The sequence below is a fragment of the Parapedobacter sp. GCM10030251 genome, from assembly GCF_042666505.1.
GTDB lineage: Bacteria > Bacteroidota > Bacteroidia > Sphingobacteriales > Sphingobacteriaceae > Parapedobacter.
Genome location: NZ_JBHTDN010000001.1, coordinates 1,251,956 through 1,267,403 on the forward strand (window position 1 = coordinate 1,251,956; position 15,448 = coordinate 1,267,403).

Genomic DNA, 15,448 nt, shown 5'->3' on the forward strand with positions numbered 1-15,448 from the left:
AGCTTTATAAACTCGATAGCAATTTTTCTGCAAAAATAGTTTCTGGCGAAGTAGGAATGGTCGCTCGTATGGTACTGGCTGCTTTTTCTCCCATTGCCTTCCAATGGTGTTTATTTTGCCAGGCCAGTTCCAAAGCCGCGTCCAAGGAGTCATCTGTTGCGTAACAGACAAACCCGGTTTCGCCATCTTTTAAAAACTCTTTATTACCTCCCACGTCGGTCGTGATCACCGGTCTCCCAGCCATCATTGCTTCGACAATAACCAATGGAAGCCCTTCTGTTCGGGAGGGTAGAACAAGTGCGTGAGAATGGCCCCACATCTCATATACATTGTCAATATGGCCGTGAAACGAAATATTGGTAGCCCCCAACATTATAGCCATTTCTCTCAGTACCTCTTCATCGGGACCGGTTCCGATAATCGAAACCTTTATGGGCCTATTCTTCCATTTTTCCTGGCTTAATACGCGTATTAACATATCTTGCCCTTTCTCAATGGCAAACAGTCTCCCTATGCAGCAAAGATGGATACTCTCGCTGCCGTTTGGGTAGGGAATATAAGTTGTGGGGTTCACGGGATTGAAAATCACCTCGCTGTTGGCCAGACGGACACCAAACTGTTCTTCGGTAAGCCGTTTGTTATGCTGGGACACAAAAAAACAACGTCGCGCTCCCAACATCACGTTCCGCATTTCATTTCGATGAGGTGCCGGTGGCCAGTAAAAATCAACGGCTTTATGAGAAACAATGGTATACGGTATATTTAATTCCATACAGCCATACGCATATCCCAATCCGTCAAAATTGACACCTTGTGAGACAAGCACCATTTTTGGCTGGTATTTTTTCAGGTATTTTTGAAAGGTGAGTGCCTCAATGCTTAACGAAAAAGCCGGCCTCCCGGTATACGGCGGTAAACGCAAAGCCAGCCTCAATTTTTCAATGATTTTTCGATATACGCGTACGGGCAGGGGCCTTACCGGAGAGGTAGGTAAAAACTCAACTCCTTCCCGGATATGCCGCGCGATTTTTGGATGGTCGCGGTCGATTCGATGTTTACAAACGACCACATGAAATCCTCCTTTTTGCAGAATGGGAACGGCTTTGGACCACAGCTCTTCACTTCCGCCCCACGCATCCATAATGGCCGATACGACAAAAATGACTTTTTTACTCATGTTTTAGGTTCTATAACGTAAAAATTCCAATCATATATTTTCGCTTTCCTGCATTATGTCGATTTTAAACAATTCAGTATAGGCACCCGCCGAATTCGCCAGGGCATCGGGTTCACCGTGTTGAACGACTTTTCCGTCAGACAAGACATACACATAATCTGCATGCTTCACCGTTGAATAACGATGACTGATGATTAACACTCCCCGGTTTCCCAAATTTGCTTTCAAGGCATCAAACAGTCGATATTCCGACTGCGCATCCAACGCACTGGTCGCCTCATCCAAAACAAGAAACCGAGCTGAGCTGTAAAAGGCCCTGGCGGTGGCTAACTTCTGCCATTGCCCGATACTGATTTCATGCCCTCCTTCGAACACACGTCCCATCATCGTCTGGTACCCCTCTTCGAAGTCCTTAATATAGTCATGAGCGCCTGCTTGCTTCGAGGCCTCAATGATATCGGAAGGATCGTGTTTAGCCCGATCGATATCACCCAGGAAAATATTTTCAGCTGCCGTTACGTTATATTTATAAAAGTCTTGGAAAACGACACTGATTTGTTTCCGATAGCCGGTAATAGAAAAATCCCGGATGTCTGTTCCGTCCAGACGGATCGCCCCTTCTGTCGGATCATACAGACGTGTTAATAGCTTAATCAACGTCGACTTACCCGAGCCATTAAGCCCAACAAGCGCCACGATTTTCCGTTGTGGTATTTCGAGTGAAACCCCATCGAGGATCAGTCGTTTATCATGCGGATAATGGAATTTCAGTTGATCGACGACCAACTTAACGTCCTCCGTCACAGGTACCGGTTCCGGATATTCGGCGTCATGTATCTTGCTCTTTAAATCAAACAAATCGAAGATATATTTAACGTACAAATTATTGGAATATACCGCCGTAATGCCCGTGGTTATTTCATGCAGGTATCCGAAAATCATCGGAAAAATTACGAGAAAAATGGCGATATCTCCGGCAGAAACCCTACCCTCGATTGCCCCCATCGTTATAAAATAGATACACGTAAAGAAGCCCAAGCTAGCGATCGCATGAAACCCCGATTCGGCGATTGTCCGCTGTCCGCTAATTTTTAAGCGCTGGCCGATTAACTCGGTACGGATCGCAAAATACTTCCGTTTAAAGTACTCACCAAGGTTGTAGCTCCGGATTTCACGGGCCGAAATCTCGGAAGTGATCAGGTGGCCAAAATAGCTTGCTTGACGTTCAATGGGTGTATTCTTGATCCGCAACGCGTTCTGCTTTTCAGAAAAGTATATATGCACCAAAAACATCGGGAACACAAAGAGAACTAATAGCGGAAGCAGTCGCCAATCGATGGACACGATAATAGCGGATGCACCGATCATTTTGAAGCCGGCGCTTAAAATACCGATCAAGCCCATAAGGACTGCATTCGGTCTCCCACCTCCTGCGTCCTTAGCCAACTTCAGAATGTTAAAATATTCGGGATCCTCGTAATACGCCATATCCAGATCGACGGTATGCCGATGAATCATATCGTCAATCCGCTCGGAAACAAGCGTAGATTGGACCTCGGAAAAATAGCTGGATAAGGAACTCATGACCGAATGTGCCACCATTGCGCCTCCCGCAATTAACACCTGAACGATGATTTGATTTCGATAACCAGGTGAATCAATTTCAAATTTAGCGACAATATCAATCAACTCCTTAAGCGTATATAAGGACAGAAAGAGCAAGCCCGTAGATAAAATAAGCATGAGAACCACGATGACCGTCCGACGCGGTTCCAGCGCCCATACCATCTTGAGTGTACGGGATAACTTCAGGTCGGATAGCAAATGAAGGTAATAACTGACCTGATCTTTTGTCTTCGATATCGTTTTAACCATTGATTACTTTAGAATATCTTGTTTTTCTACTAGATAGGATTGCCATTTCTTAAGATACTGCAAAAATTACTCAGACACGTGACGACATGATTATTCCTAGTATCTTTGCAAAGATTGATATAAATTACAGCACTCAAACGGAAAAACCGTTGACATTTTGTGTTTTGTAGTGGAAATTCGACAATAAAAACCTTAAGGTGGCAAGCGTTGCACATTTAATTTTAGCACATCGTTCACCGGCGTCGGTATCGCGCTTGGTCGGCAGGGTTTCCCATGCGGACGCAAAGACTTTTATACACATTGATAAAAAGGTATCCATTGCACCATTTATTGAACGTGTCGGCGCGATTGAAAATACCTTTTTCATAACCAAACGTACGGAGGTGACATGGGGTACCTATAGCATGGTGCGAGCTACGTTGGAAGCATTCAAAGAGATCTTATCCCGTAAGGATGAGCAATACGATTTCATCAACTTGCTCAGCGAAGCCGATTATCCCCTTAAAAATGCAGCGGATGTTCATGCCTTTCTGGACAACCATGTGGGAAAATCGTTTGTCGAAATGCATTTTAATGATTCGCCCTGGTGGGTGGAAGCACAGCAAAAAATCAGGAAATACCATTTGGCAGACTATCCGTTCAGGGGAAAGTACTTCGTAGAAAATGTGATCAACCGTATTCTGCCCGCACGGCACATTCCCTTAGGCATGGCGTTTACTGGACGATCTCAATGGATGACCCTATCAACCGCTCATATACGTCATGTATTATCCGTTATCCATGATCACCCCCGGATCACTCGTTTTTTCAAACACACCTGGGGTCCGGACGAATTCTTCTTTCAAACCATCCTTTACAATTCGGTCCATAAAAAGGAACTTGTCAATGACAACTTGCGCTATATCGATTGGACGGCAGGGAACATGAGTCCTAAAATACTCAGTTGTGATGACTTGGATCAATTGAAACAATCGGAAAAACTGTACGGCAGGAAGTTCGACAGCGAATCGGACAGTGAGGTATTGGATGCCATAGATGCCGATCTCTTAACAAAAAAATAAAGCAAGTTGCTTGTTAGACTTTTTCTTTTTGCAACAATGCAGGTATCGTTTTCAATAACACTTTGAAATCCATCCAGAAGGAGAAATTCTCGGTATAGTCGTTATCCAGCCGCCTTCGTTCTTCGTCGGACATCTCACTTTTGCCCCTTTTTGTCACTTGCCAAAGGCCGGTAATCCCCGCCGGACCCAAGAAACGCGTGGCCCACTCATCGGAGGTAAGCTGTTGCGCTTCATAAAGTGGAAGCGGCCTATTCCCCACCAATGACATATCGCCCTTTATTACATTAAAAAGCTGGGGAAGCTCGTCCAAACTTGTGTTTCGGAGTAACATCCCCAAACGTGTAACCCGGGGATCGTCCTTAATCTTTACAAATGCCGATGAACCGCCATTTAGTGCATACTGATTATGGGCTGACAATTTAGCCAACTCTTTATCCGCATTAACCCGCATTGACCGGAATTTATAAAAGTCAAAAACTTTATACCCGGATCCCGCTCGCTTACTAATATAAAATATGGGCCCTTTAGAGTCCAATTTAATCAAAATTGCAACGATAACCATAATCGGCATCGCCAGAATAAGCACCGTTCCGGCCACCAGAATATCAAATATCCGTTTTGTTAAGGGCATCCGGTATTCGCCACTCGGCAATCTGGAATCCACCGTCTTCAACTTGCTATTCAGCAACTTAAATTTGATAATGAATTTTAATCGCTCTTCGATATTCCCTACATTAAACGGATAAAAATAAATGTCATTGACGAGCGAGGAAAATGCTTGCGTTACGGCTAAGCGGTTATTTTTGTATGCTAACAAAATAATGCTGATGCCCTGATTAAGCGGATTGCTGCGGAATGCGGATACAAAAGAAAGCAATGGAGCAATATTTTCCTCAATTTCCAACAGCAAAATATCCGGCGCGGACAAAACCGATTGTTTCTTTATGTATTTATCTAAAACCTCCAAGTGGTCGAATTGGATAAGCTTGATGTCCTTATTCAAGGCTTTGTCAAGCTCATCGACAAACTTAGTCCCTAAATATGCAACCGAAATTGTTATAAATTTGCTTTCTTGCTTAACTTCAGTTAACAAATCCATAAGTCGATGTTTTAAATATGCTTCTGATAGTCTCTTTTAGTATAATAGGATCAAACGGTTTACTAAGAAAATTATTAACGGAATAAGGAAGGCCACTCAGCTCTTCGATGACATTCTCCGATGCTGAAAGTACGATGACTGGAATTTCGCTATATAAACCACTTACTTTCAAGCATTTTAGAAACGATCTCCCGTCCATCTGCGGCATTACCCAATCCATTATGATTAGATCCGGAATCTGGCGGCTTTCCAACCAAAGAAACGCCTCATAACCATTCGCAGTTGCCTGTACATCGTATTCCTTCGATAGTATAAAATGTAATAACCGCTGTATCGTTGGTTCGTCTTCTACTAATAGAATTCTTTTCTTCATACCTCAAACAGGATCTAAGCATTTACCGAGGACAAATCTCAAAGTTTTTTTAAGAAAAAAAGCAGAAAAACGTACAATAAACTCCCTTTGTAGCCAATCCACTACAACTAAATCAACTCTTGAAAGAGACCCACGCGGTAGGTATGAAAATGATAGCCGGGGGTCAGCTAATCGCTTTATGAGAAAAGTTCAGTTTCCTGTTTTGATGGAAACTTCCGAAGTTTTTGCTTTAACGAGCATATTGATGTAAACGACATCTAAAAAAAAGCAAATGCTTCCGAGTATAAAAACCAAGTTTGCCAGATCAGCGTGCCCCAGGGCACCGAATAACACGGTACTGGCAGCGGTCCCGATGCCCTTACTTATTGCCAGGAAAAGGCTTTGACCGCTGTTGCTTCTTCGCTCGATTAACATCAATATGAACAATACCGACATGAAGACATTTTGTAGAAAAGCCGAATAAACAGCACCGTCAGTGCCCCCGAATTCCTTAATAAATGCGTACTCGATGAGCATGGAAATCAGAAGCACAATAAGGCTATAGGGTATAAAATAAGCTGGATTTGCATAGTTCTTAAAACCCTTTTTACCATACAAAAAGTAAGTAACCAATATCAGCACATCGAATAACAGCCATATGATATTAATATAGGATTGCAGACTGAAACTATTATGACGGATACTGTACGCTGACTGCACCAACTCCCAAGAAAAATTGAGTGCTAAGGCCCAAAACGGAATCGCGAACGTCTTTTGAGCAAAGCCCAAACGAATGGCTTCGATGTATGCCAGCGTCCATGCAAGGCCACCTGTCAGTCCTAAAATTGTATAAAAGTCCATACCTTACAAATAGCTAACCTTCCATTTTCGAATCTTGCACAGATATGTAAGCAATCAATATTGATTGGCCCAATCGATTAGTTTAACAAACATACAAAACAATTCAATGTTTCTGCAACTTATTGGCATAAAATGCATAAAGGCCGATATCGTGTCAATTATGGATATCGGCCCTTATGCATGCTTTTTGAAATGGACTATAGCCGTTTCACGCGAATGTTCCGGAAGTGTACCTCCGATCCATGTCCGAGGAAACCGATGTGGCCTGATTTACGGGTTAGCCCAGGGTGGGACTTATGGTCCAGCGTTCCATTCTTGGAGGCTTCTGCCAAATCGCCATCAACGATAACCGTACCGTTCAGCGTCACGCGGATTTTGTTACCTTTCACGTATATCTCTTCTTCATTCCATTCTCCCACCGGCCGCAGGTATCCCTGCTTTGCCGGTATCACGCCATATACGGAGCCGTGGTGTTGGTATTCTTCGATATTCCTATACATCTCGGCTCCGTCGTCCAGCACTTGTATTTCCATACCGGCGTAGGCGGCGTCGCCCTCCAGTGGCGCCCGAATTCCGATGCCATTATTTGCGCCGGGCGTCAATCTGAATTCGAAACGGTAGACAAAATCAGAAAATTCTTCTTTTGTAAACAGATTCCCTCCCGATCCCTCAGTTGGGACAACCGCGAGGGTGCCCTCTTCGCTGATACTATATGCGTCGGTATTTTTTCGCCAAGCGTCCATATTTGTTCCATCAAACAACACGTTAAACCCTTCCTTTTTTTCATGTGCTGGCAGGGTAAACACTTCCTTGCGGGGCAATTCACGAATGTAGATATCCCGATAGAAAACGTGTGTTCCATGGGCCTGCAATTCGATTTGTTCTTTGGGGAATATAGGGAGGCTCCGGTCCCAGAAATTTTCAAGCACGACGCTATCAGTTACCAACTCACCGTTCAGATATACGGTGACACGATCGCCGACCATTCGAATGCGGAAAGTATTCCATTCTCCCAGCGGATTGTCGGCAACTTTCAGCGGTTTACTCTCATGTTTCTGGTTGTTATATAACCCTCCGGACCCCACTTGGGCACCTACATTCACACGTGATGTATCCCAGATTTGCACCTGCGGCGTACCACGAAGATAAATCCCGGCGTCGCCATCTTTTCCGTCTTTGGCGAGCTTCCAGTCGACCAGCATTTCGAAATCGCCATACTGCTTAACCGTTGCGATATTATCACCATGCCCATTAAAAAACAATTCACCGTTTTGCACGGACCATCCGCCATGCATCACTTCATCGGCCTTGATCTGCGCTTCAGCCAATGTTTTGGCGTCCATCGCCGCACGTTTTATGGGATCAGCTACCAGTCCTTTCCAACCTTTTAGGTCCTTCCCGTTAAATAGCGATACATAACCGGAGCCCTTGGGCATCTCATTGAGGTGCTTCTGGATTGCCTCACGAAGATAGCTACTTTCGCTGCCAGAAAGCAATTCGATTACCTGGTTCAGCAGACGGACTACATCTGCTCCGTAAAAGCCTTTATTGTCTAATGCGATATTCATTACCGTATTTGCGGCCGTCGACTTCAACTGTTCATCGTCGAGAAATTTGCCGGCAAAGAGCAAAGCGTTGTACGTCTTCTGGGCTTCCAACGCACGTAATACCGCCTTCTTCTGTTCAACCGATTCCGCAGCTTCGAACGCATCCCTTAGGTAGAGCACTTTTTGATCAGCGGGAAGATCCGCACCGCTCACAAGTCGGACCAGCCCCTTGATTACCGCATCCAGTTGGCCGGAATCCGTCACCTTTTTTCGGCTCAATGCAATCAATTGCGGTAACGCTTCTTCTCCGGTCCAATTTGCCAGCGCGGTAGTGGCAGCCCCTCGCAATACCGGGTCTCCTTGGTTCGTGTGGTCTGCAACAACTTCCAGGGCATCCTTTCCTCCTATTCCAGACAGTATTGGAAAAAAGAATGCCCGTTGCTGGGCATCGGCAGCCTGAAAGCGGGAAATCACCGATTGCGTTTGTGTCTTTCGATCGTCGCCCAACGTAACAGCAACCACCGCTGCCGCCTGTATCGCCCCCGCATATTCATTATTTGCCTCCGTCAATAAGTCCAGGATCTTATTCAAATCTTCGGAACGGGCAATCTGTGGCAATGCACCGAACGCTGCTGTCTTTACCGCTTTCGATGCGTCGCTTCCAATGATCCCAAGTATCACAGGCATACTTTCTCCCGCTCCTCGCTGACCAAGAATATCGATTAGCAAGATTTGCACATCGGCATTCTGTTCATCTTTCAGCGCGCTGGTGACCAGCTGCGTAAGCTGCTTATTTTTTGACGTAAGAAGCACTTGCTTGATCGCCTGCCGGGTTTCAGCATCGCTTGCCGGTAAGAGGGCAATCAGTTCGCTGTCTGCGGCATCCGGATCCAGTTGATGCAATGCGTTTATGGCTTCCTTGCGAACAGCTGGAGCGGCCGAGCGCAATGCCTTCCGGACTTCCGGGAGGGCTCCTGATTGCTTATGGCTCGCAACATATCGTAGCATGTCTACTTGTACCTGTTCGTCGGCTCTGTCCAAGCGCTTCACCAATTTAGCTGAAACTGCACCGTTCAAATATGGGGAAAGCAAACCCAAAGCGGCGTTGCGGTATCTGGAGTTATCATCGCGTGACGCCTTCACCAGCGTTTTCACCTGCTGCTCCTTATTGGTTTCGGTAAGCAAGCCCAAAGCCGCAATGCGCGTATGGGTCTGATCCGTTTGACGAGCTTCCTTGATTACTTTTGACGCGGCCTTACCTGCAGCTGCAGTTTCACCATTCGCTATTTGTTTATGCAAATAGTTGACGTAGGCTGACGTTGCTTCCGTCGGATCGTATTTATAACCTGCCGATTTTGCCGCATCTGCTAGCAGCGATTGAGAGGCGGCTCCTCCCAGTCTCGAAAGCGCGTACAAGGAGATTCTTCGAAGCGCAGGATCTGTAGTGTTTGCTTTGGCCAAAACAGCCTCCTCCGCCGGAGAGTAAGCCATAAAACCTAACCCATCGATGATATTTACCGCGGTGATCCCTTTCGCGTTTTCAAGTGCCTTCTGCAGCGCAGCGCCTGCGCGCGCTGTCCCGATGCGGGACAACGCCCGGGCGGCCTTCTCACTCAGATATTCGTCAGTGAGGTACGGGCTTAATGCGTCCACGGCACTGTCGTCTCCGGCATTCTGCAACAGCTGGATCACAAACCCTTTGTTGTCTTTGTTGTCGAGTGCCTTCAGTGCCTCAACAGCTCCTTGCAGGAAAGTGGCACGCTGTCCCGTCTTGCCCGGTAACAGCACATGGTAGCTGTAACTGTTGACTGCATACTCGATTCCGGCATTATCACCCGTTCCCGGGGGCACCAGTTGTTTAAGAAGTGCTGCAATATCTGACGCCGTAAACCGTTCCATCTGCCCCATGGCTTCCCGAAAACGCACAGAAGTTTCAGAAGGTTGCTGTGCCAGCAGGTCGGCAATCTTGGTGGTGGTGGTCCGGACATCGGTATGTTGGGCCGACACAGGCACCTGGTGTATAAACAGCGCCAAGAGCGCATATATGATTTTTTTCATTTCAATAATATTTATGAGCGTAAATTTTCAAGGACATAAATGAGCTTGTTGCATTCAGTTGTTAGTAGCTGCAATGAAGTTTGTGCCCGCTTACGGCATTCAACAGATTTCATGGCTTTTTGCATCCGTCGCTGTCATTTAAATTGCCCATGGGCCACGCATAGGCTGATCCACCAATCGGTTGGCGGCCTCATCATCTACGAATAATTGCGTTTGCGGATCAAATTTGAGTGACCGCCCCAGGCGCAATGCCGCCAATCCCATATTGACAATTGTGCAGGAACGGTGACCATTTTGCTCATTGAGCGCAAACTTCTTGCGTGTTTTCACGGCATCGACAAAATCGGTTACCTGTGGTTCGGGATCCGGAAAAGCGGCGAGCTTCCGTTCCATATCTGGAATATCCGACTTGAAACCCCGAAAAAGCTTACCATTCGGTCCTTCGATATAAGGCATACCAACATCCTTTCCTTCACCATCGAGCACAATTTGGCAACCATCCGCATACGTATACGTTATGCGGCGCCACGTTCCAACTGCGTCGCTGTGTTGTTGCGGTGCATCCACCTCGACAGAAATCGGACTTTCATCATCCTTATTCAAGAAATATTGGACCGGATCGATATAATGCTGCCCCATATCCCCCAGTCCGCCACCATCGTAATCCCAATACCCTCTAAACGTTGTATGTACACGGTGCGTACTATAAGGCTTATAAGGTGCGGGACCTAACCACATGTCGTAATCGAGTTCCTTCGGAACCTGCTCAACGGGAAGGTTTTCATGGCCTACCCAATAAAACTTCCAGTCAAATCCGGTGTGTTTGCTGATCGTTACCTTAAGCGGCCAACCTAACATACCCGAATCGACCAGTTTTTTGATGCGTTTTACCGGAACGTTCATCCCATAAAAATTGTCTTCGAACCGGAACCAGGTATTCAAGCGGAAGATGTTGCCATGTTGCTTTACGGCCTCCACGACACGTTTTCCCTCACCAATGGTACGTGTCATCGGCTTTTCACACCAAATGTCTTTTCCCATTCGCGCGGCTTCTGCGGCCATCAGTCCGTGCCAATGCGGAGGCGTTGCAATATGCACAATGTCCACCTCAGGCAACTGGATCAGCTCACGGAAGTCCGAAAATTGCTTAACCGCAGTATCACCGAGCTGCTTCATCGCCAATGCCAGGTGACGCGTATCTACATCGCAGATCGCAACTGTCTTCGTACCTGCATAAGCGAAATGTCCCCGGCCCATTCCGCCAACTCCGATCACTCCTTTGGTAAGGTGATCACTTGGAGCAAGATAACCTTGCCCCCCCAATACGAAACGGGGTACAATGCTGAATGCTGCCGCCCCAATCGTTACTTTTTTAATAAACTCCCGACGGGATGTGTTTTTTTCTTTCATCAGAGAATATTTTGTTTTTAATGGTCTGATGGAACCGACTCCTTCATCGCCCTTGCATAAGGGCGTTGACGGAGTCGATTTCATTTGTATAATTTGAATTCCAAATCGGTCTTGCCCGACAAATTTATTATTTCCCCTGTCAAAGCAAAAACTTTTTATATTTTTTTTCAAAAGATAGAATACATGTGCAAATATGTAGCAAAATATGTGTCCATTACCGATAATATGAGTATTTTTGAGCACTAATACAGAGCTGCTATGTCGCCATCGTTTTTGGGTAAAAATCACTTTGAAAACAAGTCGAAGATTGAGAGGAAAAACCAAGGATTCAAGCTAAAATTGGTTAAAGCCTTAATCGCCAACCACGGTATGACCAATGCCGAAATATGCAAACACCTAAAAATAAGCGCCCCAAAAACCTTGGAGTTGATTAATACCTTGGCTGAAGCTGGAATATTGGAGCAAAACGAAAAAGGAAGTTCCATCGGCGGACGAAAGCCGATATTAAACAAGTTAAAAAGCAATACATTTTTTATTGTTTGTATCGAAGTCGAGTTATACAGGGTGAAAATGACCATCGTCGACAACACCAACACGTTTGTACATGCCGATACATCTTCGTTTTTGCTGACGAAAGACTGGTCTTCTGCCATCGAATTAAACCGGCTACTTGCGAATTTCGTCCGGTCATCGGGAATTGCATGGTCATCCATTTTAGCCGTTGGCATCAGCATGCCGGGGCTTATCAATAACAACAGTGGCCGCAATCATACGTATATGATGCACCCGGATGAACACGTTTCGCTGCAGGATTACTTTTCAACACAATTTGACAAGCCGACATTTATCATCAACGATGTCAAAAGCGCTGCGATAGCCGAATTGAAATTCGGCATGGCAAAAAGACGCAAGGATGTATTGGTCATCCTGATGGATTGGGGGATTGGGTTAGGTGTAATCATGGATGGGCGATTACGGAATGGTACAGCCGGGTTTTCTGGAGAAATGGGACACATGCCGTTTGTCGAGGATGGCACATTGTGTTACTGTGGCAAAAAAGGCTGCCTTGAAACGGTTGCTTCCGGGGTTGCGCTGGTAAGAATGGCCAAAGAAGGAATACAATCCGGTGAAGATTCCTTACTCAACGAGTTATCCGAACAAGAAATAGAAAACATTGAACCCCAACAGGTTATAGAAGCCGCCAACAAAGGTGATCAATATGCGATCAGCATCCTTTCCTTCATCGGCGAAAAGCTTGGGAAGGGCATCGCCGCGCTTGTGCAACTTTTCAATCCCGAACTAATTATTCTGAGTGGAAAGATCGCGGAGGCAAACCAATACATTACCATTCCTATCCAGCAGGCCATCAACACCTACTGCATGACGCAGCTTAAGAATATGGCTCGTGTGGAACTCTCTGAACTCGGTGCTGATGCGGGTGCCAAGGGGATCGCACATATTGCATTCGAAAAGTACTTTGACTCGCTCATCTCTTCAATTGAAACATACGTCTAGCTTATGGAGACGGACCGCACCGTGATCATATCGACCTGGATGCATGGCATATCCTGGCTAGACGGGTGGGAGGTTATGCAAGCCGATGCTGAACTTCGGCAACCGAGTCTGTGGCTGATCGAGCCGGGGCAGTTTCATACCCGGTTGATCAATTGCGACGAACACGTATTAAGTGAGGATGAAGCCCGCCGAGCATCGCGGTTCCACAAATCCGATCACATGCTGCGTTTTAAAGCTGCTCACACCGCGCTGAGAGTACTGTTGGGGCGAGCAACCCATTCGGATCCGAGGGCTCTGGATTTTGGGAAAGGCCACCACAACAAGCCCAGTTTGGAAAAACCGGAAAATACGGGCATTCAGTTTAATCTATCATATACAGAAAATCGTGTGTTAATCGGATTAAACCCGAATCATCCCATCGGAATCGACATCGAGTGGTCGCATCGACCGTTTGCAATTGAATCCCTTTTGGAAGCGTGCTTTTCGGCCAATGAAATCGCGTTCATCTGCGCACGAAAGGATCTGGTGCATCAGCGTTTTTTCACATTATGGACACGAAAGGAAGCCATTTTGAAACTTACCGGCGAGGGTATCGGCGATCACCTCCCTCATTTTGAAGTATTGGATGGTATATGTTATGCTAACAAGCAAATTATCGGCGGGCAGCCGCCTGACCGGGTTTATCTCTATTCGTTTTCCCCGGAAGAAGGATTCATCGGATGCATGGCCAGTTCCATTCCCATTACTCCATGTTCCTTTTATCGATTGTAATCGCCGTAAGCGTTTGTTTTCGGTTGGAGCGCTCCCAAACTGCACTTTGTCCGCCCCGGACATAGCGAAGCATGCCAGCAAGAACCGCATAATTCATTACACAGAAATAATAGGGAATAAAAGCGATTTTTACTTTCAGAGCCTTCCGTTCCAACAAAAATCCCAATACCGCTAATCCATAAAATATCAACTGCCCATAAAACAGTCCGCTATACAGTATTCCGGCATCGTAAACGTGCAGTAAGGCAGCGAGGACAAACACGACCGGCAGCAATATCGGCGTAAGGGTCCACCGCAACACCCGATGACTGATATATTGAAAGGCAAGCACCGGATAGGCAAATGGATTCAACAGTCGCCTTAGGCGAACGATCGACTGAATTCCACCCGCGGCAATCCGAATTTTCCGCTTTAACTCTTCTTTTACGTTCTCCGATGCCATTTCGGTAGCAAATGCTAAGGGTTCGTATTTCACAAGGTATCCCTTACCGGCGATGTGCATCGATATCATAAAATCGTCTAAAATGGTATCCAGCGGCACGCTTTCATATAAGTTGGTCCGGATGCTGAACAGCTCCCCGGCCGTACCCACAACGGTGTGTAATTCCGAATCCCATCTTTTTAGCGCCGACTCATATTTCCAGTAAAACCCCTCTCCCGCTGCACTCGCATCGGCCTCCGCTCCGGCATAAATGCGCTTTTCTCCGGCAACCGCCCCAATCTTTTCGTCGCTGTAATACTTGCATAGTTCGATCAGCGCATCCGTATTCAACAACGTGTTTGCATCGGTAAAAACGACTACCTCCGTAGCTACTTCGCGCATTGCTCGGTGCACGGCTGCAATCTTACCATTACGCGCCGACTGATGAAGTAACGAAATTTCCGGATACTCACCCACCAGCGCAGGTGTTTCATCCGTAGATCCATCCGTCACAAAAATATATCGGATTTTATCCGCCGGATAACGAAGCTGCAAGGTATTGTCAATCTTTTGCCGGATCATTGACGCTTCATTGTAAGCAGCCACGATCACCGTACACGATGGCAGGGATTCGTATTCCGTCACGTAGGTAGGACGGCTTTTTCTGACCAAACGTTGGACACGCACCAATAGGTAGAGCAATATCCCGTATCCTACATACGTGTAAAAGACTATAAACAACGCAAACCAAAAGAAATACTCCATTGCTGTTAACAAATGCCGACGCGAATGTAGCTATTTGCCACTCATTTCAGCCAACTGAAAGAGCTCATCGCTCATCAAAATTCCAAACCGTGGCTCTTTTCCGACATAAATACCCGCCAAGCAGCCCGATCCATTTCAAAAGTAAGATCCTTTTCGTTCAACTGGTCCATAGACACCCAACGGAATACTTGGTCGAGATCTTTTCCTTGTTCGAAATCGAAACGCTTCCGGCTGAAACGTCCTTGTAATGTCCCACTGTGACGGACCAGGTAATATATCCCGATCACCTGGTTATCATTGAAAGCCGATTTCACAAAAAAATCCGTGGTATGGATATGACGCAGAACCTCAATCTCCACCCCGCATTCTTCGGAAAATTCACGCTGTAAACCCTCCAGCAATCCTTCACCATATTCAAGTCCGCCTCCTGGAAATTTACTGAACTCCAATCCCGATTCCCGTTCATCGCTGATGAGGACTTCCTGGTTGTCGTTAAATAAAAAACCGTATACTCGTATTGTAAATCTATCCATATC

Annotated in this window: 12 protein-coding genes; 3 read left to right on the forward strand and 9 right to left on the reverse strand. The window is 46.2% G+C overall.

The genetic code is table 11. From position 1 onward, the window contains the following. Positions 1-4 precede the first annotated feature (4 nt). Together ACFQRK_RS05490 and ACFQRK_RS05495 are read right to left on the reverse strand one after the other, a co-directional pair. Positions 5-1,177, reverse strand: a complete 1,173-nt coding sequence (locus ACFQRK_RS05490; protein WP_379004448.1) for a glycosyltransferase family 4 protein — start codon at positions 1,175-1,177, stop codon at positions 5-7. 30 nt (positions 1,178-1,207) lie between these two features. Beyond that, positions 1,208-3,052 carry an ABC transporter ATP-binding protein gene (locus ACFQRK_RS05495; protein WP_379004450.1) on the reverse strand — a complete coding sequence of 615 codons (1,845 nt, stop codon included), beginning with the start codon at positions 3,050-3,052 and terminating at the stop codon, positions 1,208-1,210. Positions 3,053-3,249: 197 nt separating this feature from the next. Between ACFQRK_RS05495 and ACFQRK_RS05500 the strand changes: the two genes are divergently transcribed. Continuing rightward, on the forward strand, positions 3,250-4,113 hold the full coding sequence (locus ACFQRK_RS05500; protein WP_379004453.1) for a beta-1,6-N-acetylglucosaminyltransferase: 864 nt from the start codon (positions 3,250-3,252) through the stop codon (positions 4,111-4,113). Between the two features lie 13 nt (positions 4,114-4,126). Here ACFQRK_RS05500 and ACFQRK_RS05505 read toward each other — a convergent pair whose 3' ends face one another. The 5 genes from ACFQRK_RS05505 to ACFQRK_RS05525 all read right to left on the reverse strand — a co-directional run bounded on the left by ACFQRK_RS05505 (position 4,127) and on the right by ACFQRK_RS05525 (position 11,440). After that, positions 4,127-5,212: a sugar transferase gene (locus ACFQRK_RS05505; protein ID WP_379004455.1), complete on the reverse strand. Its 1,086-nt coding sequence runs from the start codon at positions 5,210-5,212 to the stop codon at positions 4,127-4,129. Beyond that, complete coding sequence (locus ACFQRK_RS05510) at positions 5,196-5,585, reverse strand: response regulator (RefSeq protein WP_379004457.1); 390 nt, start codon at positions 5,583-5,585, stop codon at positions 5,196-5,198. Before ACFQRK_RS05510 ends, ACFQRK_RS05505 begins: the two co-directional genes overlap by 17 nt. A 189-nt stretch (positions 5,586-5,774) precedes the next feature. Then, positions 5,775-6,425: a hypothetical protein gene (locus tag ACFQRK_RS05515; RefSeq protein WP_379004458.1), complete on the reverse strand. Its 651-nt coding sequence runs from the start codon at positions 6,423-6,425 to the stop codon at positions 5,775-5,777. A 197-nt stretch (positions 6,426-6,622) separates the two neighbouring features. After that, positions 6,623-10,030, reverse strand: a complete 3,408-nt coding sequence (locus ACFQRK_RS05520; RefSeq protein ID WP_379004460.1) for a family 16 glycoside hydrolase — start codon at positions 10,028-10,030, stop codon at positions 6,623-6,625. Positions 10,031-10,168: 138 nt separating this feature from the next. After that, positions 10,169-11,440, reverse strand: coding sequence for a Gfo/Idh/MocA family oxidoreductase (locus ACFQRK_RS05525; RefSeq protein WP_379004462.1), 1,272 nt, complete (start codon positions 11,438-11,440; stop codon positions 10,169-10,171). Positions 11,441-11,698: 258 nt separating this feature from the next. On the opposite strand from ACFQRK_RS05525, the gene ACFQRK_RS05530 reads away from it, so the two are divergent. Both ACFQRK_RS05530 and ACFQRK_RS05535 read left to right on the forward strand, forming a co-directional pair. Beyond that, on the forward strand, positions 11,699-12,955 hold the full coding sequence (locus tag ACFQRK_RS05530) for an ROK family transcriptional regulator (protein ID WP_379004464.1): 1,257 nt from the start codon (positions 11,699-11,701) through the stop codon (positions 12,953-12,955). Positions 12,956-12,958: 3 nt separating this feature from the next. Beyond that, on the forward strand, positions 12,959-13,726 hold the full coding sequence (locus ACFQRK_RS05535) for a 4'-phosphopantetheinyl transferase family protein (protein WP_379004465.1): 768 nt from the start codon (positions 12,959-12,961) through the stop codon (positions 13,724-13,726). Here the strand turns inward: ACFQRK_RS05535 and ACFQRK_RS05540 are convergent. After that, positions 13,698-14,912 carry a glycosyltransferase family 2 protein gene (locus ACFQRK_RS05540; RefSeq protein WP_379004467.1) on the reverse strand — a complete coding sequence of 405 codons (1,215 nt, stop codon included), beginning with the start codon at positions 14,910-14,912 and terminating at the stop codon, positions 13,698-13,700. The genes ACFQRK_RS05535 and ACFQRK_RS05540 overlap by 29 nt on opposite strands. 74 nt (positions 14,913-14,986) lie before the next feature. Then, entirely contained in the window at positions 14,987-15,445 is a 459-nt protein-coding gene (locus tag ACFQRK_RS05545) for an NUDIX domain-containing protein (protein WP_379004469.1), read from the reverse strand. Between the last annotated feature and the right edge of the window lie 3 nt (positions 15,446-15,448).